Raw genomic sequence first — 25,500 nt, forward strand, 5'->3', positions numbered from 1 at the left:
CTACTTCTTGGACTTCTCCGTGGGCTGCGTGGTGGAGAGTGCAGCGACGAACGCCTCCTGGGGGACCTCGACGCGGCCCACCATCTTCATCCGCTTCTTGCCCTCCTTCTGCTTCTCCAGCAGCTTGCGCTTGCGGCTGATGTCGCCGCCGTAGCACTTGGCGAGCACGTCCTTGCGGATCGCGCGGATGTTCTCCCGGGCGATCACCCGGGCACCGATGGCGGCCTGGATCGGCACCTCGAACTGCTGGCGCGGGATCAGCTCCTTGAGCTTGCCCGCCAGCATCACTCCGTAGCCGTACGCCGCGTCGCGGTGCACGATCGCGGAGAACGCGTCCACCGGCTCGCCCTGCAGCAGGATGTCGACCTTGACCAGGTCGGCGGCCTGGTCGCCGGAGCGCTCGTAGTCCAGCGAGGCGTAGCCCTTGGTGCGGGACTTGAGCTGGTCGAAGAAGTCGAAGACGATCTCACCCATCGGGAGCGTGTAGCGCATCTCCACCCGGTCCTCGGAGAGGTAGTCCATCCCCTGGAGGTTGCCGCGCTTGGTCTGGCACAGCTCCATGATCGTGCCGATGTAGTCCGAGGGCGACAGGATCGTGGCCTTGACCACCGGCTCGCGGACCTCGGCGATCTTGCCGTCCGGGTACTCGCTCGGGTTGGTCACCTGGACGACCGAGCCGTCCTCCATCACCACCTCGTAGACCACGTTCGGTGCGGTGGAGATGAGGTCGAGGTTGAACTCCCGCTCGAGCCGCTCGCGGACGATCTCCATGTGGAGCAGACCCAGGAACCCGCACCGGAACCCGAACCCCAGGGCCCCCGAGGTCTCCGGCTCGTAGGCCAGGGCCGCGTCGTTGAGCTGCAGGCGCTCCAGGGCGTCGCGCAGCGTCGGGTAGTCGTCGCCGTCGATCGGGTAGAGCCCGGAGTAGACCATCGGGTTGGGGTGCTTGTAGCCGCTCAGCGCCTGGGTCGCGCCGTGGTGCTGGCTGGTGACGGTGTCACCGACCCGGGACTGGCGCACGTCCTTGACCCCGGTGATCAGGTACCCGACCTCGCCGACACCGATCTCGCCGGCCTTGACCGGCTCCGGGCTGATCACGCCCACCTCGAGCATCTCGTGCACGACGCCGTTGGACATCATCTTGATCCGGTCGCGGTGGCTCAGCTTGCCGTCGACCACCCGGACGTAGGTCACCACGCCGCGGTAGGTGTCGTAGACCGAGTCGAAGATCAGGGCTCGCGGCGGAGCGTCCGCGTCGCCGACCGGGGCCGGAGTCTGCTTGACGATCTCGTTGAGCAGCGCCTCGACGCCCATGCCCGTCTTCGCGCTCGTGCGCAGCACGTCCGAGGGGTCGCAGCCGATCAGGCCCGCCAGCTCCGCGGCGTACTTCTCGGGGTTGGCGTTCGGCAGGTCGATCTTGTTGAGCACGGGGATGATGTGCAGGTCGGCGTTCATCGCCAGGTAGAGGTTGGCCAGCGTCTGGGCCTCGATCCCCTGGGCGGCGTCGACCAGCAGGACCGCTGCCTCGCAGGCCTCCAGGGACCGGGAGACCTCGTAGGTGAAGTCGACGTGGCCGGGGGTGTCGATCATGTTGAGCACGTAGGTGCCGGGCTCGGCCCCCTCGTCGTTGTCGGCCGGCACGGTCCAGGGCATCCGGACGGCCTGGCTCTTGATGGTGATGCCGCGCTCGCGCTCGATGTCCATCCGGTCGAGGTACTGTGCCCGCGCTGCACGCGCGTCCACCACACCGGTCAGCTGCAGCATGCGATCGGCCAGGGTCGACTTGCCGTGGTCGATGTGCGCGATGATGCAGAAGTTCCGGATGATCGACGGGTCGGTCTTGCCGGGCTGCGGCGCGTTCTTCAGGGACACGGATGACTTTCGGTACGGCGTACGTGCGGGTCCCCTCCATTCTTCCATGCCGCAAACCCCGTGTCCGAACCCGCGACGACCCGAACGAGCCACCAGCAGGATGGAGCACCATGACGACCTACCCCGTGCCCGGTGGCGCGAGTGCGATACGCCTGGACTGGCCGTTCCTGCCGCCGCGGCTGCGCACGTTCATCGAGCGCAAGTGCGGCTCTGCGGTGGTGGCGTCGCACTCCCGCGACGCCGGCTTCACTCCGGGCTTCGCCTCGGTGCTGGTGTGCGAGGACGGGACGCGGCACTTCGTCAAGGCAGCCTCCGCGGTCGCGCAGCGGATGTCCGCCTCCTCCTACCGGACCGAGGGCCGCACCCTGGCGGCGCTCCCGCACTCCGTGCCGGCGCCGCGGCTGCAGTGGATGCTGGACGACGACTGGGTGGCCCTCGGCATCCAGTACGCCGAGGGCCCAGCCCCGCGGCGCCCCTGGTCGCCAGTCGACCTCTCGGCCACGCTCGACGCTCTGCAAACCGTGGCCGAGGACCTCAGCAGCGCTCCGGCCGGTCTGCAGCTCGGCTCCTTCGCGGACGACTTCGCGGGCGACCACTGGGCCTCCCTCCGGGCCACGCGACCTCGCCTCGCCCACGCCGACGAGGCGTCCGCGCTGGCCGCCGAGGCCCTGGAGGTGGTCCGGGGCACAGCGGTGGTCCACACCGACGTCCGCGACGACAACCTGCTGGTCACCGACGCCGGGGTCCTGGTCTGCGACTGGGGCTCCGCGGTGCTGGGGGCACCGTGGCTGGACTCCCTCATCGCGCTGATCGGCCCACGAGGCGACGGTCTGGACGTGCAGGACGCCTTGCGCCGCCCGATGCTCCGGGACGTGCCCGCCGAGGACGTCGACCGCGTGCTGGCGCTGCTCGCCGGCTACTTCCTCGCCCAGGGCGCACTACCGGTGCCCGCCGCCTCCCCCTACCTGCGGGCGCACCAGGCATGGCAGGGTGAGGCCTGCTGGCAATGGCTCTGCGAGCGCCGCGAGTGGTCCCCCACCGTCGCCGTGCGTGGTGCCGCAACCTGATTTGGGCGGCTCGGCGGGGGCGGGGTACTCTCTTCTCTGCATGTCCGGCGCCCGACCCTGCGGGGTCTGCCAGGCAGCCGACAAGCCAGACTTCCATTTTCCGAGCACAACGAGACCGAAGGTTCTTCCGTGGCGAACATCAAGTCCCAGATCAAGCGCAACAAGCAGAACGAGAAGGCGCACGAGCGCAACAAGGCCGTGAAGACCGGCCTGAAGAGCGCCGTCCGCAAGTTCCGCGAGGCCGCCGAGTCCGGCGACAAGGACGTGGCTGTGGCCGCTGGCCGCGAGGCCGCGCGCAAGCTGGACAAGGCTGCCTCCAAGGGCGTCATCCACAAGAACCAGGCCGCCAACCGCAAGTCGGCCATCGCGAAGAAGTCCGCCGCTCTCTGAGGCCCCTCATCGCCGAAGGCGCCGTACTCCGATGGAGTACGGCGCTTTTGTCATGCCTGCTCTGACAGGCCCAGGGCTGGGCGGCTGCGCCCCGGTGGTCGCTCCCCGCGGGTCGCGGAGCGCGGGACTCAGCGGGCCCTGAGCCCGACCAGGGTGAGCACCAGCCGCTCCAGGGTGTAGCTGGCATCGTGCGCCGCGCCCTTGATGTCGGCGTCCGCCTGAGCGACCGCACGCAGCGCACCGGCGATCCCGACGTCGTCCCAGCTGCGGGACTGGGCACGGATCGTCTTGACCTTCCACGGCGGCACTCCCAGCTCCCGGGCCAGGTCGTTCTCCCGGGACCGGTCCACCGACCCCAGGAAGCGCGCCACGCCCCGCACCGAGCCGGCCATCGCGGAGGTCACCAGGACAGCGGGCGTGCCGCCGTCCAGGGCCCAGCGCAGCTCCTCCAGGGCCTGGTCGGCGTCGCCGGCCATGGTGGCGTCGGCGACCGCGAAGGACTTGGCCTCGGCCCGGCCGCCGAAGTAGCGCTTGACCAGCTCCAAGGTGACCTGCTGGCCCGGGAAGTCACTGGTCAGCTGCTGGGCCGCAGCGGCGAGGGACCGCAGGTCGTGGCCGACGGCCACCACCAGGAACTCCGCGGCGTCGGGGGCCACGCGGGCCCCGAGCTGGGCGAACTCGCCCTTGACGAAGTCCTGGTAGCCGGAGGCGTACTTGACCTCGGCTGCCTTGACCTCGGTGACGGAGGCCTGCTTGCGCAGCTTGGTGAGCAGCCCGCTGCCCTTGGACCCGCCTCCGTGCATCAGCACCAGCGCGACGTCCTCGACCGGTGCCGCGGCGTAGGCCAGCACGCGGTCGTAGAGGTCGTCCGGAAGGTCCTCCAGCGACCGGACCACGGCGCACCGGGTGGCGGAGAAGAGGGACGGGGCCGACATCTCCTCCAGCGAGGAGGCGGTCAGGTCCGAGGCCAGGGACTCGCTGAGCTCGGCGTCCGCGTCGTGCGCACTGACCGCCCGGCGCACCGCGTGCACCGTGCGCTCGTTGAGGAACTCCTCCTTGCCCGTCACCAGGGTGACGCGGCCGAGGACCTGGGACGAACTGGGAGCCGGGGCCATGGTGCGCCCAAGCCTGCCACACGTCACCGACGCTCCGGGCCCCGAGTGAGGGTGCTGACCCGGCCACCGTCCTCGAGCACCCACACGTCACCTGCCAGGTCGGTGCGCAGCACCTGCATCCCGCTCATCTCGAGCAGCCGCACCAGTCCGGGCGCCGGATGCCCGTAGTCGTTGTCGGCGCCCACGCTGACCAGGGCGATCTCCGCGCCCAGCCCGGTCAGGAAGTGCTCGTCCTGGTGCCGGCTCCCGTGGTGCGGCACCTTGAGCACGTCGACCTGCAGTCCCCCCACGACGTCGGCAAGACCGGCCTGGGCGGTCGGCTCCACGTCGCCGGTGAGCAGCACCCGCACGCCGCGTACCTCGGCCACCAGCACCACGCTGGCGTCGTTCGCCCCGTCGCCGGTGACCGGGTCGGCCGGCTGCCCCGGCGGGGGCCACACCTGCTGGAGCCGCACCTCCCCCACCCTCCGGGGTTGCAGGTGGGGCGCCAGGACCGGGCGCGCGCCCACCGCCTCCAGCTGCCGTCGTACGTCGAGCGCCGCCGAGGCCGGTGCCGCCAGTGGTGAGACGTCCACCTCTCCCACCGTCCGCCCCGACAGCACCCCCGCGAGCCCGTCGACGTGGTCGGCGTGGAAGTGGGTCAGCACCAGCAGCGGCACCTGCTCGACACCGAGGCGGCGCAGGCAGGCGTCGACCGGGCGCGGGTCCGGCCCCACGTCCACCACCACGGCCGAGCCCGGACCGGCGCGGAGCACCAGGGCATCACCCTGGCCCACGTCGCAGGCCGCCAGCACCCACCCGTCGGGGGCGCCCCGCCGAGCGGGCGCAGCAGGACCACCACGAGCACGAGTCCCAGCACCGAGGAGCTGAGCCAGGGGCGGGCGAGCAGGCGAGGCGCCAGGCACGCCGTCGCGACCACCAGGGCGGTGAGCACCACCAGTCCCGACGGTCGCGAGCTCCAGGGGATCGCCGGGGTCCGCAGCGAGGCGCCCCACCGGGCGACGGCGATGATCCAGCCCACCGACCACGCGGCGGGCAGCGCCACCAGCCGGCCCAGAGCCGGTGAGACCACGGCGCAGAGACCACCGGCCAGCCCCAGCACCGTGGCGGGAGCCACCGCGGGTGCCACCAGCAGGTTGGCGAGCACCGCGACCAGGCTCACCTCTCCGGAGAGCGCCGCCACGACCGGGGTGCAGGCCAGCTGGGCGGCCGCGGGAACGGCGATCGCATCGCAGGCCCACCGGGGCAGCCACCGGGACATCGCGGCACTCCACTCCGGGGCCAGCACGAGGATCCCGGCGGTGGCCAGCACCGAGAGGGCGAAGCCTGCGGAGACGGCGAACCGCGGGTCCGCCAGGAGCAGCGCCACCACCGCCACTCCCAGGGTCCGAAGCCCCCGGTCGGTGCCGTTACGGGTGAGGGCGAACAGGGCCACCGAGCCCATGGTCGCGGCGCGGACCACGCTGGGCTCGGTCCGGGCCAGCAGCACGAACCCCACGATGCCGAGGGCTCCGACCGCGTACCTCCCCCGGCCCCGCACGCCGACCAGCCGGGCGATCGCCAGCAGGAAGCCCACCATCAGCGTGAGGTTGGTGCCGCTGACGGCCAGCAGGTGGGTCAGGCCGGTGGTCCGGAAGTCCTCGGCCAGTGCGGGGTCCAGGCCCGCGTCGTCGCCGACCACCAGGGACGGCACCAGGGCCCGCTGTCCCTCCGGCCGGTCGGCCACCGCCGTCCTGATGCCCGCACGCACCACCGCGGCACCACGCCACCACACGTCGGGCTCGGCGAGCACCTCCGGCCCGCCCCGGACCCGCAGGAGCCCCGCGACGTCCCCGTCCGCGGCCAGGAGCCGCCCCGAGGCACGCACCGTCGCTCCCAGAGGGACCTCCAACCACTCCTCGTCCCCGAGCAGCACCACGGGAGTGCGGACCCGCCAGACCCGGCCTCGCCCGGCCACCTCGGTGACCAGCGCGCGCACCACCACCACGTCGGAGAACTCCCCCTCCCGCAGGCTGGGATCGGCCAGCACCGTGAGCCGGGCCTGGACCGAGGCACCCGCCCGAGCGAGCGCAGCCACCTCTCCCTGCTGGGTGTGCAGGTCCCGGGCACCGGCCGACATGGTCACGGCCAGGCCGAGCAGCAGGGCGGCGCACCCCACCGTCGCGCCACCCGTACGTCGCGTCGGTGCACCGACCCGTGCAGCCGGCTCCCCCGGCTCCCCCGGCTCCCCCGGCCCCGGTCGGTCGCGCAGGCTGGCCGCCAGGACCAGCAGCACCCCGAGCATGACCCCCAGCACCAGCAGGAGCCGGAGTCCGGACCAGGCAACCGTCATGCCGACCAGGCCGCCGCCCCAGGCCGCCACTGCCAACAGTGGCATCCGGAGGTCGCGCTGGCGCGGCACCTCGGACCCCCCGGTCTCCACGGGTCGACGCACCAGGGACGTCAGAGCGTCACGAGGGGACTCAGCTGGTCCAGCGTGACCTCGCCGATGCCGTCGACCTCGAGCAGCTCGGCGACCGACGAGAAGCCCCCGTTCTCCGAGCGCCACCCGATGATGGCGCCCGCGGTCACCGGACCCACGCCGGGCAGCGTCTCCAGGGTCGTCTGGTCCGCGGTGTTGATGTTGACCAGTGCCGCCGGCCCGCCGGTGGCACCAGCGGTGGGTGGGGGCGTGACCGGTGGACCGCCCGGGACGCTCGGCATCCCGACCAGGACCTGCTCGCCGTCGACCAGGAGCCGGGCCAGGTTGAGTCCGGTCAGGTCGACCCCGGGACGGGCGCCTCCGGCCGACTCCAGGGCGTCGACCACGCGGGAACCCGCGGGCAGGACGGCGATGCCGGGGCGGCGTACCTTGCCGGCGACGTCGACCGTGACGGTCGAGGTCGCCCGCTCGGCTGCCGGTTGCGCGGCGCCCTCCTCGCTGCCTGGCACCGGGCTCTGCTCCGCGCCTTCCACCGGGCTCTCCACCGGGCTCTCCATCGGACCTCCCGCCGGACCTCGAGGGGTCGAAGCCGTCGGGTCCACGCTCACCACCGGCGTGAGCACCGGCTCGGTCTCTCCGCGGACCAGCCACCAGCAGCACCAGCCCATGGCCAGCGCCACCGCGACGGCCACGACTGAGAGATGAGCGGGGTGCAGTGCGACCCGGCCCCGGAGCCCCTCCGGCACCAGGCCGGCGGTCCCGCGGCGAGCGGCATGCCTGCCGGGCACGGAGATCGGCACGGAGCTCGGCGCAGAGATCGGCGCGGGATCGTCGTGCCGGGCCACGGGCGCCGGCACGGGGGCGGGCGACTGGGGCGCTACGGAGACCGGCTCCGCGACGAGACCGGGAGCCGGACGGACCCTGGTGTGCTCCCCCCACTCCCAGCCCCCCGACCCCAGCCGTTGAGAACCGGACGGGAATGCAGCGGACTGCGCACTGCCGACCGGCTCGTCGGAGGCCGCGACCGGACCGGCGTCCGGGCCAGCGTCTGGGCCGGCGGCGGGGCCAGGGTGCGGGTCAGCGTGGGGGTCAGCGTGGGGGTCAGCGTGGGGGACGGTGGCGGCCGGCCGCACGGTGGCCAGCTCCGCGGAGAGCATCGCCAGCCTGCGGGCCACGGCCTGCTCGTGCTCGGGCGAGGGTCGACGGGAGCGCATAGGACGACGCTAGGGACTTCGCGCCCGGCGCCGCTCGGTGTGGAGCCTCCGCTGTGGATAACCCTCGCGCTCAGGCGCGTGGGGAGATCGCGGCGGCCACCATCCCGGGACCGACGTGGGCTCCCAGGACGGCACCCAGCTCTGTGCACCAGACCTCGCGGCCTTCGAGGTTCGCCGCGAGTCGCTCCGTGAGCCGCGCGGTGAGGTCGCCGGCCCGCTCGGGGTTGGCCAGGTGGGCCACGCAGACGTCCAGCTGCTGCTCGCCCGCAGCCTGCACGATCAGGTCCTCCAGCCGGCTCAGCGCGCGACCGGCGGTGCGCACCTTCTCCAGGCTCTCCACCTTGCCGTCCCGGATCTCCAGGAGTGGCTTGACCGACAGGGCGCCGCCCAGCAGGGCTGCGGCAGAGCCGATGCGGCCCCCGCGCCGCAGGTACTCCAGCGTGTCGACGTAGAAGAGCGAGTGCGACGCCGCGGCGCGGCTGGCCGCGGCCGCGGCCGCTTGCCGGGCGTCCCCGCCTGCGTCCCGCACGTCGGCGGCTGCCAGCGCGGCATAGCCGGTCGCCGCGCCCACCTGCCGGCTGTCCACTGCCAGCACCTCGACCGAAGCCTCGCGCGCCGCCAGCTGGGCGGACTCGAAGGTGCCGCTCATGTCGCCGGAGATGTGGACCGAGACGATCTGCTCGGCCCCGCGGGCGGCCAGCTCCTGGTAGACGGCCAGCAGCGCGGCCGGGGCCGGTCGCGAGGTCGAGACGGGCACGAAGTCGCGCAGCGCCCTGGCGACCAGCTCGGGGGTGGCCCCCTCGGAGCCCTCGTCGTGGACCTTGGCCCCGATCACCACCTGGAGCGGCACCACGACGATGTCGCGGTCCTGGGCGACCTCGGGCGGCAGGCAGGCGGTGGAGTCGGTGACGATGAAGATCCGGGGCACGGACGAAGGCTAGCGAAGGACCGGGCTCCGGATCGTCAGGTCGCGTTCGGCGGGACACGGTCGCCGGCCGCGGTTGCGCCCACGGTTGGGGAGGTCTTGAATGTGGTGGGTGCCGGACCCACCAGTCGGCTTCGCCGAGGTCCTCCGCCAGGCCATAGACAGGCGAGGGCTGCCGTTGGAGCGCGTCCGCGACCACTTGGACCTGCGCGGTGCGTCGGTCAGCGTCGCCACCCTGAGCTACTGGCAGTCCGGCCGGAGCCGTCCCGAGCGCAAGAGCTCGTTGGCGGCGCTGGCGCATCTCGAGACGGTGCTGGACCTGCCCCCGGGGACCCTGCGCTCGGCCTTGGCGACACCTCAGCCGCGTCGACGGCGCCTGGTGGTGACCCAGCTGGACTCGCTGTGGCCGGAGGGGCGGGTCGCGCGCGTGCTGGGAGGGCTCGACACACGTTGGGACGCCGAGCTGGACCGGGTCAGCGTCCACGACCTGGTCGAGATCGGCCCGGATCGGCGCCAGCGGATGCTCAACGTCCGCCAGGTGATGAGAGCCCGGGCCGACGGACCCGACCGGCGGGTGGTGCTCCACTCCCAGGAGGACTGCCACGCACCCCTGCCCGAGATCCGAGCACTGCGCGGCTGTCGGTTGGGCCGTACGGCGAGCGACGAGGAAGGCGGGATCATCGGCGCCGAGCTGCTGTTCCTGCGACCGCTGCGCCGCGGGCAGACCGTGCTCGCGGAGTACGAGGCGGTCTCCGACGGGATGGGACCCCTGGAGGACTCCTACGGTCGCCGGCTCAGGCTCCCGGCCGGCGAGCACGTGCTCTCGGTGAGCTTCCACCCGGCCGCCCTGCCGGCCTCGTGCACCGCGACCAGCAGCGGCGGGAGGGAGACCAGGCTGGTCCTCGATCCGGCGCACTGCGTGCACGTGGTCGCCACTCCGGCCGCCGCCGGCACCACGACCATCCGCTGGACCTGGCCCTCGCGGCCGACGCCGAGCGGCGCCTGAGTTAACTGTTAACCCGCGCCGCGCCTTGTGGCCGGCTGCGGAAACGGATCACTCTTCGAGGACTCACCTCTTCTCGGGAAGGATCCTCATGTCCACACACTCCCCCCGCCCGGCGGTGCTGGCCCTGGCCGCACTGGCAGGCGCAGCGCTGACCCTGAACCCCCTCATGGCCGGAGCCTCCGAACAGGCCACGACGACCGTCGTACCCGTCGACGACGGTCCCGCCCCGGTGCTGGGCACCGCCGCGAACGACCGCTACATCGTGGTGTTCGACGACGGCGTGTCCCACGCCCGGGTGGACACCGCCCGGCGCGACGCCCGCGGCCACGGCGCACAGGTGACCGCCACCTACCGCACCGTGCTCGACGGCTTCGCCGCCCGCCTGCCGGAGGAGGCGTTGGAGTCCCTGCGCAACGACCCGCGCGTGGCCTACATCGAGCCCGACCGTCAGGTCACCATCACCGAGACGCAGACCCCGGCAACCTGGGGACTGGACCGCATCGACCAGCGCAACCTGCCGCTCAACAACGCCTACACCTACACCCCCTCGGGGGCCGGCGTGACCGCCTACGTGATCGACACCGGCATCCGCACCACCCACTCGGAGTTCAGCGGCCGAGCGGTCTCGGGCTACTCCGCAATCAACGACGGCCGGGGAACCGAGGACTGCAACGGGCACGGCACCCACGTCGCGGGCACCGTGGGCGGGGAGACCTACGGCGTCGCCCAGGACGTGCGCCTGGTCGCCGTCCGGGTCCTCGACTGCAGCGGCAGCGGCAGCAACTCCGGGGTCATCGCCGGGGTGGACTGGGTGACCAGCAACCACGCCGCGGGTGCACCCGCAGTGGCCAACATGAGCCTGGGAGGAAGCGCCTCGACCGCGGTGGACTCCGCGGTCTCCCGGTCGATCGCCGACGGCGTCACCTATGCGCTGGCGGCGGGCAACGACTCGGGGGCCAACGCCTGCAACGGCTCCCCCGCCCGGGTGGGCCCGGCGCTGACGGTGGGCTCCTCCACCCGCACCGACGCGCGGTCCAGCTTCAGCAACATCGGGAGCTGCCTGGACCTGTTCGCGCCGGGCTCGGAGATCACCTCTGCCTGGTACACCAGCAACACCGCGACCAACACGATCAGCGGCACCTCGATGGCGTCCCCGCACGTCGCCGGCGCCGCCGCGCTGTACCTGCAGATCAATCCGAGCGCCTCGCCGGCCACCGTCGCCTCCGCGCTGGTGTCTGCGGCCACCCCCGGCGTGCTCTCAAACGTCGGCACCGGCTCCCCCAACCGGCTGCTCTACACCGGCACCGGCGGCAGCACCCCGACCCCGACGCCCACCCCGACCCCGACCCCGGGCGTGTGCGCCCTGCCTGAGACAGCGACCGGCTCGCTCAGCGGCACCGGTGACTCCGACCGCTTCCCCGGGACCAGCGGTTCCTTCACGGCGGTCGCCGGCACCCACGTCGGCTGCCTGAGCGGCCCGTCCGGCACCGACTTCGACCTCTACCTGGACCGGTGGAACGGCTCGTCCTGGACCACGGTGGCCCGAGGGATCACCTCCACCTCCAGGGAGTCGGTGACCTACACCGGAACGGCCGGCACCTACTCCTGGCGAGTGGTGTCCTACGCGGGCAGCGGCTCCTACACCCTGGGCTTCGACCGCCCCTGACCCCCATGCACGAGGGCCCCGCGGATGATCCGTGGGGCCCTCGTGGTCGCTCGTCCTCGAAGGGACGACTCAGACGACGATGTTGACCAGCTTCGGTGCCCGCACGACCACCTTGCGCACCGGGCGACCGTCGATGGCCCGCTGCACGGCCTCGTCGGCCAGGGCCGCGGCCTCCAGGTCGGCCTCGGAGATGTCCGGCGCGACCTCGAGCCGGCCCTTCACCTTGCCCTGCACCTGGACCACGGCGGTGACGGAGTCCTCCACCAGCAGAGCCTGGTCGACCTCGGGCCAGCCCGACTGGCTCACCGAGGGCTCGTGGCCCAGCCGCTCCCACATCTCCTCGGCGGTGTAGGGAGCGACCAGGGACAGCAGCACCGCCACTACCTCAGCTGCCTCGCGCACCGCGGGGTCCGCCGGTCCGCACCCGGAGTCGATGGCCTTGCGGGTGGCGTTGACCAGCTCCATGGTGCGGGCCACCACCACGTTGAAGCGGTGGCCGGCCACCAGCTGGTCGGCGTCCGCGACCGTGCGGTGGGTGACCCGGCGCAGCGCCAGGTCGCCGCCGTCGGGCGAGGTGCCGGGCTGGCTGGTGACGTCGCCGGAGAGACGCCAGGCACGGGTGAGGAAGCGCAGCGAGCCGGCCGGGGAGACGTCGGCCCAGTCGATGTTGTCCTCGGGCGGGCTGGCGAAGACCAGCGTCAGCCGGACGGCGTCCACGCCGAACGCGTCCAGCTGCTCGCCCAGGTTCACCCCGTTGCCCAGCGACTTGCTCATCTTGCGCCCCTGGTTGAGCACCTTTCCCTGGCTCAGGTAGGCCGAGAACGGCTCGTCCCAGCCGACCAGGCCCATGTCGCGCAGCGCCTTGGTGAAGAAGCGGGCGTACAGCAGGTGCAGCACGGCGTGCTCGTCGCCACCGACGTACAGGTCGACAGGGCCCCACGCGTTCGCCAGTGCCTGGTCGAACGGCTGGGTCTCGTCGTGCGGGGAGACGTAGCGCAGGAAGTACCACGAGGAGTCCACGAAGGTGTCCATCGTGTCGGTGTCCCGGCGGGCCGGACCCCCGCACGTCGGACAGGTCGTCTCCACCCACTCCGTCGCCCCGCCCAGCGGGGAGGTGCCCTTGGGCTTGAGGTCGGCGCCCTTCAGCTCGGGCAGCAGCACCGGCAGCTGGTCGTCGGGGACGGCCACCTCACCGTGCTCGGCACAGTGCACGATCGGGATCGGGGCGCCCCAGTAGCGCTGGCGGCTGAGCAGCCAGTCCCGCAGCCGGAAGTTGACCGTCCCGGTGCCCCGGTCGTCGGCCTCCAGCAGCTCGATGGCCCGGTGGATGCCTTCGGTCTTGTCGGTGAGGCCGTCCAGCGGGCCGGAGTTGACGTAGGCGCCGTTCCCGGTAGTGGCCACTCCGGTCTCCTCCGGGTTCTCCTCCCCGGTGTCGACGACGCGGCGTACCGGCAGGCCCATCGCCCGGGCGAAGTCGAGGTCGCGCTGGTCGTGGGCTGGCACCGCCATGATCGCGCCCGTGCCGTAGTCGGCCAGCACGTAGTCGCTGGCCCAGACCGGCATCTGCTCACCGGTCACCGGGTTGGTCGCGCTCACGCCCAGGTCGACCCCGCTCTTGGGCCGGTCGGTGGCCAGCCGGTCGATGTCGCTGGCCTTGCGCACCTCGACCAGGTAGTCCTCCAGTGCCTGCCGCCGGTCCTCGGCCACCAGGCGCTGAGCCAGCTCCGCGTCGGCCGCGACCACCATGAAGGTAGCCCCCCAAAGGGTGTCGGGGCGGGTGGTGAAGACGGTGACCGGCTCGCGGCCCTCGATGTCGAAGGTCACGTGCGCACCCTCGGAGCGACCGATCCAGTTGCGCTGGGCGTTGATCACCTTGCTCGGCCAGGTCGGCGCCAGGTCGTCCAGGCTGTCCAGCAGCTCCTGGGCGTACTGGGTGGTGCGGAAGAACCACTGGGTCAGCTCGCGCTTGGTCACCTCCGCGCCGCAACGCTCGCAGGCGCCGTCGACGACCTGCTCGTTGGCCAGCACCGTCTGGTCGACCGGGCACCAGTTGACCGGCGACTTCTTGCGGTAGGCCAGGCCCTTCTCGTGGAAGCGCAGGAACAGCCACTGGGTCCAGCGGTAGTACTCCGGGTCGGAGGTGTTGAACCGACGGGTCCAGTCGAAGCTGGTGCCGTAGCGCTGGAACGATCGGAACTGGGTGTCGATGTTGTCGTAGGTGTACGCCGCCGGGTGGGCGTCGTTCTTGATCGCGGCGTTCTCGGCGGGCAGACCGAACGAGTCCCAGCCCATGGGGTTGAGGACCTCGTAGCCCTTGAGCCACCAGTAGCGGGCGACGACGTCGTGCAGCGCCATCACCTCGGCGTGACCCATGTGCAGGTCGCCGCTGGGGTAGGGGAACATCGTCAGCGCGTAGCGCTTCTCCCGGGGACTGTCGTCGTCGGCCCGGAACTGCTGGAGCCGCTCCCACACCGGAAGCCACTTGGCCTCCACTGCCGCGACGTCGTACGCCGACTCGCGGTCGGTCTCGCTCGGTGCGGGGGTGGTCTGCTGGCTCATGTCCGTCTCCTCGTCGTCTGCGTCTGCTCTGGCCCTGGTGCCTGCGCGGTGGGGCACAAAAAAACCCTCCGGGCAGGGAGGGTGGCCGCGGTGATCGTGCTGATCAGCGCGGCTGGCCAAGAAGGAGCGTCGTACGCATGGAGCCATGGTAACCCCGTCCGGTGCGGCGCGTCATGGCGAGGCGCGCGAGCCGGACGGGGCCCAAGGACCCGAAGGACGTCAGGAGACGAAGCGCGGGGTCAGCGGCGGGCTCCACCACTCCCCCTTGTTGGCCTTCAGTGCCCCGATCACGTGCAGGACGAAGGCCACCAGCAGAGCCAGCGGGTAGGTCACGAACCCGATCAGCACCAGCATCAGCGGGAACGAGATCAGCAGGATGATGCCCGTCATGATCTGGACGTTGAGCGAGTTGGCCGCGTGGGTCCGGACGAAGTCTCCGCGGTCGCGGTAGACCAGGTAGATCACCAGGGAGCCCACGAAACCGAGCAGTCCGGCCGAGGCGACCATGGCCACCAGCGGCACGAGGTGGGCCAGCATGCCGAACGTGCGCTCGTCACCGGTGGCAACCGGCGCCTGGGGCGAGCCGTAGTAGGGCTGACTCATCTTCATCACTCCTCGAGGGTGGACGGTCGCCGCCCTCACCACTACTCAACCACCTCGGAGCCGCCATCGTTCCCAGCTCCGGGGTCGAGTCAGGGGCAAGCCGGCTTATCCCCTCACCGCCCCGACCGCGCACGTGCGCCCCTCGAGGACGCATAAAAGCACCAGAGGCCGTGTCGCGTCCTGTTGCTAGGACTGCTTCACGGCCTCTGACTTGCTACTTCGGTGGAGCTGAGGGGACTCGAACCCCTGACCCTCTGCATGCCATGCAGATGCGCTACCAGCTGCGCCACAGCCCCATCATTCCCACCTGTTCGGTGGCAACTCGCAGAATGTTAGCCAATGGCCGATCGGGATGCGAATCGGGGGTCAGCCACGGCGGTTGTAGGCGACCAGACGGCGTCCGTCCACGGGGCCGGTGGGGTCGCCGGAGTCGTCGACCAACGCCCAGTGGCAGTTGCCGAGCGCGCCCAGGACGGCGGAGGCGGCGGGCGCTAGCGCCAGCCACTCCAGCAGCGAGACCTTGGTCGCAGCGCCGTGCCCCACCACGATCCCCAGCTCCCCGGGCATCAGCGCGGCCAGGGCGTCATCCAGGGCGCCGGTGACCCGGGCGGTCACGGTCGCCCGCGACTCCCCGCCCGGCGCGACGTCGTACTCGCCGGCCCGGAAGCGCCGGAACTCCTCGGGGTGCGTCGCGGCGTACTCGTCCATCGTCTGCCCGGTCCGGGCTCCGAGGTCGAACTCACGCAGCCGGGCGTCGGTGGCGACCGTCAGGCCGGCCGCAGCCGCGACGACCTCGGCCGTCACCCGGGCCCGGGCCAGGTCGGAGGAGCGCACGAAGGCGGGCTCCATCGCGGCCAGCACCGGCGCCACGCTCTTGGCCTGGAGCAGGCCGGTCTCGTCCAGCGGAACGTCACGCTGTCCCTGCGCCCGGTGCTCGGCGTTCCAGGCCGTCTGGCCGTGCCGGAGCAGCAGCAGCCGCCGGGGCTCAGTCACCCGAGGGGGCGGCCGGGTCCGTCACGGTCTCGTCCTCGTCCTGCGCCCGGTCCGGGGCGGCCGTGGGCGCCTCGACACCCTCGGGCAGGGAGATGGACGGGCAGTCGCGCCAGAGTCGCTCGAGAGCGTAGAAGGCGCGCTCCTCCTCGTGCTGCACGTGGATCACCACGTCGCCGTAGTCGATGAGGACCCACCGTCCGTCCCGGCCACCCTCGCGCCGGATCGGCTTGACGCCGTGCTCGCGCAGCTTGTCCTCGACCTCGTCGACGATGGCCTTGACCTGACGGTCGTTGGACCCTGAGGCGATGAGGAAGGCGTCGGTGATGGCCAGCTGCTCGCTGACGTCGAAGGCGACGATCTGCTTGGCGAGCTTGTCGGAGGCCGCGAGCGCGGCCGTCCTCACGAGCTCGATGGCGTGGTCTGTGGCGGTCACTGGGTGTCCTTCTGCCCTGCGGGAACCACAGGGACGGAGTAGAGGTGGTGCTTGGCGATGTACTGCACGACACCGTCCGGCACGAGGTACCAGACGGGCTCGCCGCGCTTCTTGCGCTCACGGACGTCGGAGGAGGAGATGGCCAGCGCCGGGATCTCGACCAGGGAGACGCGGTCCGCCGGGATGGCGTCGAGCGCCTGGGCGTCCATCTCGTAGCCGGGCCGCGTGCAGCCCACGAAGTTGGCGAGCTCGAAGAGCTCGTCGGCGTCACGCCAGGTGAAGATGTCTGCCAGCGCGTCCAGCCCGGTGATGAAGTACAGCTCAGCGTCGGGCAGCTCGACGTGCAGGTCGCGCAGCGTGTCGATGGTGTACGTCGGTCCGCTGCGGTCGATGTCGACCCTGCTGACCCGGAAACGTGGGTTCGCGGCGGTCGCGATCACCGTCATCAGGTAGCGGTGCTCGGCTCCCGAGACATCGCGGTCCGCCTTCTGCCACGGCGCCCCGGTCGGCACGAAGACGACCTCGTCGAGGTCGAACCAGGCCTGCACCTCGGAGGCGGCCACCAGGTGGCCGTGGTGGATGGGATCGAAGGTGCCGCCCATCACCCCGACTCGGCGCGGAGTGTCCACGCTCAGCTGTGCTCGCGCCCGCCGCCGAAGGCCACCAGAGCACCGAGGAGGGCAAGGAGGATGATCAACGTGCCACCGCCCACGGCGTAGGGGTGGATGGCGGGCTCACCGTGCTCGGACGCGGCCAGGATCAGGTCGTTCAGCGACATGTCCGCGATCCTACCGGCACGCTCCCCCGTTGGACGCGGCGGCGCCTCAGCGGACGTGCCCGTCGCCGGTGACGACGTACTTGGTGGAGGTCATCTCGGGCAGGCCCATCGGCCCCCGGGCGTGGAGCTTCTGGGTGCTGATGCCGATCTCGGCACCGAAGCCGAACTCCCCGCCGTCGGTGAACCGGGTCGAGGCGTTCACCAGGACCGCGGCCGAGTCCACGGCCCCGGTGAAGCGCTGAGCGGCGGCGAGGTCCTCGGTCACGATCGCGTCGGAGTGGGCGCTGGAGTATCGGCGGATGTGGGCGATCGCCTCGTCCAGCGACTCCACCACCCTGGCCGAGATGTCCAGCGAGAGGTACTCGGTGCCGTGGTCCTCCTCGGTCGCGGCCAGCACGCCGTCGAAGTCGAGGAAGGAGTCGTCCCCGTGGATGGTCACGCCCTCAGCCTGCAGCGCCTCGACCACCCGCGGCAGGAAGTGGGAGGAGATGTCCTCGTGGACCAGCAGCGACTCGGCCGCGTTGCAGACGCTGGTGCGGTGGGTCTTGGAGTTCACGACGATGGCCAGCGCCTTGTCCAGGTCGGCCGCCCGGTCCACGTAGACGTGGCAGTTGCCCACGCCCGTCTCGATCACGGGCACGGTCGACTCCTGCACCACCGAGCGGATCAGCCCCGCCCCGCCGCGCGGGATGAGCACGTCGACCAGCCCGCGGGCCCGCATCAGGTCCTTGACGCTGTCGTGGCTCTCCCCCGGCACCTGCTGCACCACGTCCGCCGGCAGACCCGCAGCGGCCACCGCCTCGCGCAGCGCTGCCACGATGGCGGCGTTGGAGGACCGGGCGCTCGAGGAGCCGCGCAGCAGCACCGCGTTGCCGGACTTCAAGCAGATCCCTGCGGCGTCGGCGGTGACGTTGGGCCGCGCCTCGTAGATCATGCCGACGACCCCGAAGGGCACCCGCACCTGGCGCAGCTCCAGGCCGTTGGCCAGCCGTGAGCCCCGGACCACCTCGCCGACCGGGTCCGGCAGCCCGGCCACGTCGCGCAGCCCCTGGGCCATCGCCTCCAGGCGCTCAGCGGTGAGGCGCAGCCGGTCGATGATGTTGGCCGGCGAACCGCCGGCCTCGGCCCGCTCGACGTCCTCGGCGTTGGCACGCAGGATCTCCGGCGAGCGCGCCACCAGCCCCTCGGCCATGGCGCGCAGCGCGTGGTCCTTCTGGGCACGGGTGGCCAGTGCGAGCTCGTAGCTGGCTTCGCGGGCCCGGAGCGCCACGGCGCGCAGGTCCTCGGTGGTCGTCATGGGGCCGAGCCTATCCGCGGAGCACGCCGCGTCTCACGTCCAGTGACGACGTATCACGGTGGTGACCTCGAACGGGTCGGCCCCCGCCTGGGCAGCGAGCACGCCGGCGCCCTCCGGGGACCCGGTGTAGAGCAGCCGCTCACCACCCACCCAGCGGTCCCAGGCCCGGGAGAAGCACCCGGCGCGGGTGGCGTTGACGCCCAGCACCGTGGGGACGCTGTGCCAGACCACCCCCGTCGCCCCGCGGGCCCGCACGGCTGCAGCGGCCTGGGCCAGGTTGCGGGCCTGCCCTACCGGTGACGCCGGGACGTCCCCCACGTGCCGGGCCACCACGTAGCGCGGTGCCGCCATCGGCGCGAGCACCTCGTCCAGCGCCTCGGTGAAGACCTCGGAGTCAGCCAGCGGGGCGCCCGCCATGCGGCAGCGGTACTCCCCGCCCTCGTGCACCTCGACCACCACGTCGTGCGGCCCGGCCCCCACCAGGCCGGCCTCGTTGAGGCCTTGGGCCACCGCGCACGCCACCGCGTGCACCGATGGAGGCGCCGATGCCTCGAGCAGCAGGGTGCGAGCCCAGGAGTTGAGGGCCTGACTGCGCAGCCGCCAGGAGAGGCCGGCGAGCGCGACCCCGCCCGCGCTGACCAGCGCCAGGGCGGTCGCGACGGCCGCGCCGACGGTGCCCGGAACCGCCCCCGCAGCCGGCACCAGCGCCGCGCCGCCGCCGGCCAGCAGCACGCCCGCGCCGAAGGGCTCGCCGGCGGCGACGCCGGTGAGCTCCGGTCCCTCCGGGAGCTCGCGCAGCGCCACCGCATCAGGGCCCTGGACGACTCTCGCGGGCTGCGGGGTGGGCAGTCGCACCGGCTGCCCCGCCAGGACGGTGCGCGCGGGTCCACCGACAACCCGCAAGGTGGCGACGATCCGGTCGTCGTACGGCTGTCCCACCCGCCAGCGCCGAGCGATCTCCGCCCGCTGCGCGCAGCGCCCGCGCATCCGGGCGTTGACGCTCGCGATCTCGGTGGTGGGAGGCGGTCCGAACTCCGAGAACGCCGAGTCCAGGTGGGCGACCCCGTCGACCACGTCGCCGTCCTCGTCGACGCAGTGGAACCCGTGGTGCTTGCGGACCAGGCGGTCCCAGTCGTTGCCGCCCTTGGGGTGGGCGTCGGAGACACAGACCACCGACCAGTTGATCGCGACCTTGTCGGGCCATCCCGGGTCGGTCCGCAGCGCGCGACCCCGGGTCTGGACCACCGCGGTCAGGGTGGTCGCGGTGGTCAGGTCCACCAGGCCGGTGACCCCGCGGGCGTCCCATCCCTCGCCGAGCAGTCCTCGAGTCCCGACCAGGACGCCGCACCCGCCCGACTCGAAGAACCTCGTGACGTGACCCACCCAGCGCCGGCTGGTCCAGGGCCCGGCGAGCTGGCACACCGAGGTGCCCGGAAGCGGTACGACGGCGAGCCGGGCCGCGACCGCGGGCTCGGTCTCGGCGACGTGCTCGACGAGGGCCAGCAGCGGCCCGCGCTCCCCCGCCACCGTGGAACCGGTGACCATCAGGGGCGACAGCGTGCGGGTGGTGGGATCGGCCACGAGCGTCTCCAGGACCGCCACCGCCGAGCCGGACTGCTGGTCGAGGACGCCGTCGAGTCCCGTCGGCAGCGTCGCGGACGCGCGTTCGTGGTCGCAGAGGACCAGCATCCGCAACCTCGGTCCCAGGACCGCCAGCTCGCAGGCCACGATGTCGACCGTGGCGTTGGCCTTCGCGCGCGAGCGGGCCAGCACCCGGTCGACCGAGGACCGGGTATGCCTGATCCCGTGGCGGCTCCACGAGAAGCCCACGGAGCTCAGCGCTCGGCGCACCACCTGCACGACCTCGTCGTCGCGGGGGTCCCCAGTGACCGTGACGTGCCGCAGCAGCCAGTCCTCGACCAGCTCCAGCCAGTCCTCCACGGCCGGGGGACGGCGGTGCTCCTCGCCGGGACGAGCGCCGTGCGGCAGCGCGACCAGGCCCTGGTGGTGGAGCCGGAGCACTGCTCGCGCGGCTGCAGGGCTCTGCCCGGCCAGGGTGGTCCAGGTGAGCGTGCGCGGCACCGGGAGGACGAAGCGGCGGTCGATCCACTCCAGGAACGGCACAGATCCGAAGCCGGGATCCGTCAGGTGCGTGGTGAGCTCGGCGAAGCGGGTCCCCTCCTCGGCCAGCCACTGCTCCTCGTCGGCGGTGGGGGTGGTCAGCCAGGCCAGCTCGGCGAACGGAGCCAGGTCCCCCTCCCGCACCACCGCGGGCACCCCGGCGGCGAACGTCACCTCCCCGAAGAGGTCGTCGACGAGCTGGGCCTGGTCGGGGCGCAGCGTCTCGGGCGGCGTGGCGGTCAGTCCCAGCACGCGGGCTCCGGGGAGCTGTTCCAGGAGCTCTCCCAGCAGCCGTCCCCAGACCTCCAGGAGGTGGTGGCACTCGTCGAGCACCAGCAGCAGTCCCTCTTCCCGGCGCATCCGCTCCACCAGCGCCAGACCTCGGGGATGGAGCCGGTCCAGCAGTGCCGACGGCGCCTGGGGCTCGGCCGCCTCGGACCCCTCGGACTCCGGGTCGAACACCGCCAGCGACTGGTAGGTCAAGGAGGTCATCGTGTGGGCGAGCTCGCGCGTCTCGCTCACCTCCAGACCCTGCGACGCGCCGGCGCGTGTCCACTGAGCCTGGATGGCGGTGTTGGGGCTCAGCACCACCGCGTGGGTGACCTCGCCTGCTGCCAGGTGTGCACCGATGGTCTCGATCCCGACCCGGGTCTTGCCGGCACCAGGCGGTAGCACCACCCAGGCACGGGTGCGCCCGGTCGTCCAGGTCGCGTGCAAGGCGTCCAGCGCCCGCCGCTGGTGGACTCGCAGCGCAGGGGGTGGAATCACCGCGTCACGATAAGCCGTCGACGAGCACGGCACCGCCAGGTGTCGCGGCGGCGGTGGGCGCATGGCCGCCGAAATGGTCGGGAACCGGTCGGCAAATGGCCGGCGCCCCGCCCCAACGGGGACGGGGCGCCGGCGTGCGCGGGGGGAGCGACTCAGCCCTTGCGGGCCTTGACGAGCTCCGTGGCGGCGGGCAGCACCGAGTGCAGGTCGCCGACCACACCGAAGTCGACGAGCTCGAAGAGCGGCGCCTCCTCGTCCTTGTTGATGGCGACGATGGTCTTCGAGGTCTGCATGCCGGCCCGGTGCTGGATGGCACCCGAGATCCCGGCGGCGACGTACAGCTGCGGCGAGACGGTCTTGCCGGTCTGGCCGACCTGGAAGGTGTGGGGCTTCCAGCCGGAGTCGACCGCAGCGCGCGAGGCACCGACGGCTGCACCGAGCGAGTCGGCGAAGTCCTCCACCGGCTCGAAGTTGCCGCCCGTGCCACGGCCACCCGAGACCACGATCGCGGCCTCGGTCAGCTCGGGACGACCGGTGGCCTGACGCGGCTGGGAGGCCACGATCTGGGCGGTCTTGGCGCCGTCGGAGATCGTCGCGGCGAACTCCTCGACGGTGCCGGCACCGGCCTTCTCCTCCGGTGCGGCGGAGTTGGGCTTGACGGTGATGATCGGGGTGCCCTTGGTGACCTTGGCCGTGACGGTGTAGTTGCCGGCGAAGACCGACTGGGTGGTCACCGGACCCTCCTGCACGTCCACCGCGTCGGTGATCAGGCCGGAGGAGGTCTTGATGGCCAGACGCGCGGCCACCTCCTTGCCCTCCACCGAGGAGGGGATGAGCACAGCGGCAGGCGAGGTCTTCTCCACCAGCTGCTGCAGGGCCTCGGCCTTGGGGGCCACCAGGTAGCCCTTGATCTGCGCGTCATCGACGACGTAGACCTTCTCCGCGCCGTACTTCTTCACGGCCTCGGCCACCTCGGCGCCCTTGGCCGCCGGGCCGATGAACACCGCGGACGGCTCACCGAGGCGCGCGGCGATGGTGAGCAGCTCGTACGTCGGCTTCTTGACGGCACCGTCGACGTGGTCGACCACAACGAGAACTTCAGACATGGGTCACACGCTCCTCAGATGAACTTCTTCGAGGCGAGGAAGTCCGCGAGCGCCTTGGCACCCGTGCCGTCCTCGTCCTTGACGATCTCGCCGGCGGTGCGCGGCGGGCGGGCAGTGGTGTCCTCGACGGCGCTCCAGGCGACGGAGAGGCCGACCTCGTCGGCGTCCACACCCAGGTCTGCGAGCGAGAAGGTCTCCAACGGCTTCTTCTTGGCCGCCATGATCCCCTTGAAGGAGGGGTAGCGAGCCTCGCCGGACTGGTCGGTGACCGAGAGCACGAGCGGCATGGTGGCGCCGATCACCTCGGTGGCGGCGTCGCCGTCGCGCTTGATCCGGACCTGGTCGCCCTGCGTCTCCACGACGGAGGCCTGGGTGACCTGCGGGAGGCCGAGACGCTCGGCGAGCATCGCGGGCACCACGCTCATGCCGGCGTCGGTCGAGGCCATGCCGCACATGACGAGGTCGACGGAGCCGAGCTTCTCGACGGCCTTGGCGAGCACCAGGGAGGTGGCGATGGAGTCCGAGCCTGCGATGGCCTCGTCGACCACGTGCACGCCCTTGTCGGCGCCCATCTGCAGCGCCTTCCGCACCGCGTCGACTGCCTTCTCAGGTCCCACGCACAGCGCAGTCACCTCGACACCGTCGCCGGCCTTCTCCTTGATCTGGAGGGCCTGCTCGACGGCGTACTCGTCCAGCTCGGAAAGGAGACCGTCGACGCCAACGCGATCGACGGTGTTGTCCGACTCGAACTGCCGATCGGCAGTGGCGTCGGGGACGTGCTTCACGCAGACAACAATGTTCATGGTGGTGTGCCCGAAGGCTCCTCCTGTGCGCTGGGAATGTGTTCGCGAGGTTACAACGCAAGACCCCACCGCGGCACATGCGTCCACGGTGGGGTCTCTCACACCGGCGGGCCGGTGCTGCGAGCCGGTCGTCCTGGTCAGGACGACCGGCCCTGCTGCTCAGCTGTTCAGCACTTGAAGATGATGCAGGCGAGCTTCTTCAGGGCGGCCAAGATCTTGGCGAAGAAGTCGTTCGGACCAGGCGTCGGCGTCACGGTCGGCGTCGGCGTCGGCTTCACGGTCGGGGTCGGCGTGGGCGTCACGGTCGGCGTGGGCGTCGGCGTGGGCGTCACGGTCGGGGTGGGGGTCGGCGTCGGGGTCGGCGTCGGCGTCGGCGTCGGCGTGGGGGTCGGCGTCGGAGTCGGCGTCGGAGTCGGCGTGGGGGTCGGCGTGGGCTTGGCCACGACCTCGAAGGTGTCGACCGTGGTGTCCGCGCCGGCGGCGGCCGTGCACTGCACGTCGACGGCGGTGGTGCCGCCGGTCGCAGAGGTGAAGACCAGGTCCGCGGTGTAGCTGGGCACCCGGACGGTCTTGACGCCGGGGGTGTCGGCGACGTAGTTGGCAGTGGCCGCTCCCGAGATGTTCAGGACCAGGGGGGTGCCGGCGGCACCCAGCGGCGTGCTCGGGATGTTGGCCGTCGCGGGGGCGGCGACCCCGTTGACCGTGGTCGCAATGTTGGCCGTGCCGGAGACCGTGACGCCGAGGTTGCGGGAGACGTCCGCGGTGGCAGCAGGGACGGTGATCGTCGAGGTGAAGTTCACGGCCCTGGAGTCGCCCACGGTCAGGGTGGCGGGCAGGTTGGTGTCGGAGACGGTTCCGAAGTCGGACGACAGGAAGCCGCCCAGCAGCTTGCAGTTGTAGGTGACGTTGCCGCTGGCAGCCGTGGCGGACGGCGCGAACGCGGCGAGACCGGCGGCCGCCATCGCGGCGGTTGCGGTCAGCGCGAGGCTGCGCTTGAGAACATTGAGCATGGGTTTCCCTCCCCTAGAAAAGTGAGCCTTACGGACAGGTAGGTTACTGATCCGTAACTCGAATGTGACCCTAGCCACTTATGGCCTGGCAACGGGAGGTCCTTCTCAGGTTCTGGACACTTTGTTTCGAGCAGATGTCGCGACGCTCTCACTCCGGAACAGTCCATCCCCAATAGTGGTGATCCCGAGCCCGGGGTGGCCCTCAGCGGCCCCGACCGAGCGCCGGCCGGGACGAAATGGGACGAACCCCGCACCGGTCAGACCGGGGCGGGGTTCGTCGATGGTGCAGGGTTCAGGCAGGAATCACTTGATCTTGATGGTGTACGTGGTCTTCGAGCGCTTGGACAGGTCAGCACCCTTGTAGTTCGCCTTCAGGGTGTACTTGCCCTTCTTGGAGATCTTGGTGAAGACGTGCTTCGCCTTGCCCTTCTTGTTCAGGGTGACGGTGACCGTCTTGCCGACCTTCTTGTTGCCCTTCTTCAGCACGAGCTTGACGTCACCGGCAGCCGCGGTCTTGTCCTCGTTGCGGACCTGGACCCGGGTGACGAGCTTCTTGGCCTTCTTCTTGTAGTTGGCCTTCAGCACCTTCGTGGTGCTCGCCTGGACCGCCGGAGCCGGCGTCGGGGTCGGCGTCGGGGTCGGGGTCGGGGCCGGGGCGTTCGGGTCGGTCACCGTGAAGGTGTCGACCGTGGTGTCCGCGCCGGTGGCGGCGGTGCAGTTCACGTCCACCGGGGTGGTGCCACCGGTGGAGGAGTTCGTGAAGACCAGGTCTGCGGTGTAGCTGGGCGCCTTGATCGTCTTGACGCCGGCGGTGTCGGCCACGTAGTTCGCCGTGCCGGAGCCCGAGATGGTGAGGACCAGGTCGCCCGCGGTACCGAGGGGGGTGCTGGGAATGGTCGCGGACGCGGGAGCGGCAACGCCATTGATCGTGGTGGCGATGGAGGCGGTGCCCGCGACCTTGTCACCAAGGGCGCGTGCGGTGCCCGCCGTGGCGGCCGGAACGGTGATCGTCGCGCTGAATCCGATGGGAGTGGAGCTGCCCAGGGCCACGGTCGCCGGCACGTTCGTGTCGGAGACGGTGGTGAAGTTGGACGTCAGGAAGCCGCCCAGCAGCGTGCAGTTGTAGGTGACGCTCGCGCTGGCGGCCGAGGCCGACGGGGCGAAGGCTGCGAAGCCGGCGGCGGCGACGGCGATCGAGGCGCCCGCGGCCAGGGAACGACGGAGTGAAGAGTTGCGCATGAAGTATTGCCCTCCAGGTAAGTGCGTGGAGGGGCAGTTCTTGTTACCCCCCCGTAACTGAACGTGACTCTAGCCACAATTGGGGAGAACGCCTACCCGGGCTCGGCATTTGA

Annotated in this window: 22 protein-coding genes and 1 tRNA gene; 4 read left to right on the plus strand and 19 right to left on the minus strand. The window is 71.6% G+C overall.

The features are described from left to right. Window positions 1-1,866 (minus strand): translation elongation factor 4, encoded by a 1,866-nt coding sequence (lepA, locus tag C0R66_RS11875; protein WP_420818768.1) that lies wholly within the window; start codon window positions 1,864-1,866, stop codon window positions 1-3. A 116-nt stretch (window positions 1,867-1,982) separates the two neighbouring features. Here lepA and C0R66_RS11880 point away from each other — a divergent pair, with 116 nt between their 5' ends. Beyond that, on the plus strand, window positions 1,983-2,939 hold the full coding sequence (locus C0R66_RS11880; RefSeq protein ID WP_101524867.1) for a phosphotransferase: 957 nt from the start codon (window positions 1,983-1,985) through the stop codon (window positions 2,937-2,939). Window positions 2,940-3,068: 129 nt separating this feature from the next. Beyond that, a complete protein-coding gene (gene rpsT, locus C0R66_RS11885) occupies window positions 3,069-3,329 on the plus strand; it encodes a 30S ribosomal protein S20 (RefSeq protein WP_101524868.1) in 261 nt (86 codons plus the stop codon). Window positions 3,330-3,457: 128 nt separating this feature from the next. Here rpsT and holA read toward each other — a convergent pair whose 3' ends face one another. The 5 genes from holA to C0R66_RS11905 all read right to left on the minus strand — a co-directional run bounded on the left by holA (window position 3,458) and on the right by C0R66_RS11905 (window position 9,008). Beyond that, complete coding sequence (holA, locus tag C0R66_RS11890) at window positions 3,458-4,444, minus strand: DNA polymerase III subunit delta (protein WP_101524869.1); 987 nt, start codon at window positions 4,442-4,444, stop codon at window positions 3,458-3,460. Window positions 4,445-4,467: 23 nt separating this feature from the next. Then, window positions 4,468-5,199 carry a ComEC/Rec2 family competence protein gene (locus tag C0R66_RS19525; protein ID WP_338418192.1) on the minus strand — a complete coding sequence of 244 codons (732 nt, stop codon included), beginning with the start codon at window positions 5,197-5,199 and terminating at the stop codon, window positions 4,468-4,470. Continuing rightward, window positions 5,085-6,878, minus strand: coding sequence for a ComEC/Rec2 family competence protein (locus tag C0R66_RS11895; protein ID WP_241901424.1), 1,794 nt, complete (start codon window positions 6,876-6,878; stop codon window positions 5,085-5,087). Before C0R66_RS11895 ends, C0R66_RS19525 begins: the two co-directional genes overlap by 115 nt. An 8-nt stretch (window positions 6,879-6,886) precedes the next feature. Then, window positions 6,887-7,666 (minus strand): ComEA family DNA-binding protein, encoded by a 780-nt coding sequence (locus C0R66_RS11900; RefSeq protein ID WP_199286658.1) that lies wholly within the window; start codon window positions 7,664-7,666, stop codon window positions 6,887-6,889. Between the two features lie 484 nt (window positions 7,667-8,150). After that, window positions 8,151-9,008 (minus strand): DegV family protein, encoded by an 858-nt coding sequence (locus C0R66_RS11905; RefSeq protein ID WP_101524870.1) that lies wholly within the window; start codon window positions 9,006-9,008, stop codon window positions 8,151-8,153. A 109-nt stretch (window positions 9,009-9,117) separates the two neighbouring features. On the opposite strand from C0R66_RS11905, the gene C0R66_RS11910 reads away from it, so the two are divergent. Beyond that, on the plus strand, window positions 9,118-10,011 hold the full coding sequence (locus C0R66_RS11910; protein ID WP_158648022.1) for a helix-turn-helix domain-containing protein: 894 nt from the start codon (window positions 9,118-9,120) through the stop codon (window positions 10,009-10,011). Window positions 10,012-10,099: 88 nt separating this feature from the next. Further along, window positions 10,100-11,677, plus strand: a complete 1,578-nt coding sequence (locus C0R66_RS11915) for a S8 family peptidase (RefSeq protein WP_241901425.1) — start codon at window positions 10,100-10,102, stop codon at window positions 11,675-11,677. Between the two features lie 69 nt (window positions 11,678-11,746). Here the strand turns inward: C0R66_RS11915 and leuS are convergent, their stop codons facing one another. The 13 genes from leuS to C0R66_RS18715 all read right to left on the minus strand — a co-directional run bounded on the left by leuS (window position 11,747) and on the right by C0R66_RS18715 (window position 25,387). Then, window positions 11,747-14,236 (minus strand): leucine--tRNA ligase, encoded by a 2,490-nt coding sequence (gene leuS / locus C0R66_RS11920; protein WP_101524872.1) that lies wholly within the window; start codon window positions 14,234-14,236, stop codon window positions 11,747-11,749. A gap of 219 nt (window positions 14,237-14,455) precedes the next feature. After that, complete coding sequence (locus C0R66_RS11925) at window positions 14,456-14,839, minus strand: DUF4870 domain-containing protein (RefSeq protein ID WP_199286659.1); 384 nt, start codon at window positions 14,837-14,839, stop codon at window positions 14,456-14,458. 223 nt (window positions 14,840-15,062) lie between these two features. Beyond that, window positions 15,063-15,135 (minus strand) — tRNA-Ala (locus tag C0R66_RS11930). 70 nt (window positions 15,136-15,205) lie between these two features. After that, on the minus strand, window positions 15,206-15,832 hold the full coding sequence (locus C0R66_RS11935) for a histidine phosphatase family protein (protein WP_101524874.1): 627 nt from the start codon (window positions 15,830-15,832) through the stop codon (window positions 15,206-15,208). Continuing rightward, window positions 15,825-16,265, minus strand: coding sequence for a ribosome silencing factor (rsfS, locus tag C0R66_RS11940; protein WP_101524875.1), 441 nt, complete (start codon window positions 16,263-16,265; stop codon window positions 15,825-15,827). Before rsfS ends, C0R66_RS11935 begins: the two co-directional genes overlap by 8 nt. Further along, complete coding sequence (gene nadD / locus C0R66_RS11945) at window positions 16,262-16,894, minus strand: nicotinate-nucleotide adenylyltransferase (RefSeq protein WP_277869126.1); 633 nt, start codon at window positions 16,892-16,894, stop codon at window positions 16,262-16,264. The genes rsfS and nadD overlap by 4 nt, the downstream gene beginning before the upstream one ends. Window positions 16,895-16,896: 2 nt before the next feature. After that, window positions 16,897-17,043 carry a hypothetical protein gene (locus tag C0R66_RS19035; protein WP_199286660.1) on the minus strand — a complete coding sequence of 49 codons (147 nt, stop codon included), beginning with the start codon at window positions 17,041-17,043 and terminating at the stop codon, window positions 16,897-16,899. Window positions 17,044-17,089: 46 nt separating this feature from the next. After that, window positions 17,090-18,340: a glutamate-5-semialdehyde dehydrogenase gene (locus tag C0R66_RS11950; protein ID WP_101524877.1), complete on the minus strand. Its 1,251-nt coding sequence runs from the start codon at window positions 18,338-18,340 to the stop codon at window positions 17,090-17,092. 33 nt (window positions 18,341-18,373) lie between these two features. Further along, entirely contained in the window at window positions 18,374-21,229 is a 2,856-nt protein-coding gene (locus C0R66_RS11955; RefSeq protein ID WP_241901426.1) for a DEAD/DEAH box helicase family protein, read from the minus strand. 152 nt (window positions 21,230-21,381) lie between these two features. Then, on the minus strand, window positions 21,382-22,335 hold the full coding sequence (locus C0R66_RS11960; RefSeq protein WP_101524879.1) for an electron transfer flavoprotein subunit alpha/FixB family protein: 954 nt from the start codon (window positions 22,333-22,335) through the stop codon (window positions 21,382-21,384). 14 nt (window positions 22,336-22,349) lie between these two features. After that, the gene (locus C0R66_RS11965) at window positions 22,350-23,120 is read right to left on the minus strand and encodes an electron transfer flavoprotein subunit beta/FixA family protein (RefSeq protein WP_240311517.1); all 771 of its coding nucleotides are present in this window, start codon (window positions 23,118-23,120) and stop codon (window positions 22,350-22,352) included. 185 nt (window positions 23,121-23,305) lie between these two features. Further along, the gene (locus C0R66_RS19530; RefSeq protein WP_158648023.1) at window positions 23,306-24,148 is read right to left on the minus strand and encodes a hypothetical protein; all 843 of its coding nucleotides are present in this window, start codon (window positions 24,146-24,148) and stop codon (window positions 23,306-23,308) included. Between the two features lie 303 nt (window positions 24,149-24,451). Further along, window positions 24,452-25,387 carry a hypothetical protein gene (locus C0R66_RS18715; protein ID WP_114422141.1) on the minus strand — a complete coding sequence of 312 codons (936 nt, stop codon included), beginning with the start codon at window positions 25,385-25,387 and terminating at the stop codon, window positions 24,452-24,454. Window positions 25,388-25,500: the final 113 nt, after the last annotated feature.

The organism is Nocardioides houyundeii, assembly GCF_002865585.1.
Classification (GTDB): domain Bacteria; phylum Actinomycetota; class Actinomycetes; order Propionibacteriales; family Nocardioidaceae; genus Nocardioides; species Nocardioides houyundeii.

What these genes read in the sequence shown, in the direction of transcription:
- C0R66_RS11880 (WP_101524867.1), top strand. Translation starts at nt 1,983, where the DNA reads ATGACGACCTACCCCGTGCCCGGTGGCGCGAGTGCGATACGCCTGGAC.
- holA (WP_101524869.1), bottom strand. Translation starts at nt 4,444, where the DNA reads ATGGCCCCGGCTCCCAGTTCGTCCCAGGTCCTCGGCCGCGTCACCCTG.
- C0R66_RS11915 (WP_241901425.1), top strand. Translation starts at nt 10,100, where the DNA reads ATGTCCACACACTCCCCCCGCCCGGCGGTGCTGGCCCTGGCCGCACTG.
- leuS (WP_101524872.1), bottom strand. Translation starts at nt 14,236, where the DNA reads ATGAGCCAGCAGACCACCCCCGCACCGAGCGAGACCGACCGCGAGTCG.
- C0R66_RS11925 (WP_199286659.1), bottom strand. Translation starts at nt 14,839, where the DNA reads ATGAGTCAGCCCTACTACGGCTCGCCCCAGGCGCCGGTTGCCACCGGT.
- C0R66_RS19035 (WP_199286660.1), bottom strand. Translation starts at nt 17,043, where the DNA reads ATGTCGCTGAACGACCTGATCCTGGCCGCGTCCGAGCACGGTGAGCCC.
- C0R66_RS11950 (WP_101524877.1), bottom strand. Translation starts at nt 18,340, where the DNA reads ATGACGACCACCGAGGACCTGCGCGCCGTGGCGCTCCGGGCCCGCGAA.
- C0R66_RS11960 (WP_101524879.1), bottom strand. Translation starts at nt 22,335, where the DNA reads ATGTCTGAAGTTCTCGTTGTGGTCGACCACGTCGACGGTGCCGTCAAG.
- C0R66_RS19530 (WP_158648023.1), bottom strand. Translation starts at nt 24,148, where the DNA reads ATGCTCAATGTTCTCAAGCGCAGCCTCGCGCTGACCGCAACCGCCGCG.
- C0R66_RS18715 (WP_114422141.1), bottom strand. Translation starts at nt 25,387, where the DNA reads ATGCGCAACTCTTCACTCCGTCGTTCCCTGGCCGCGGGCGCCTCGATC.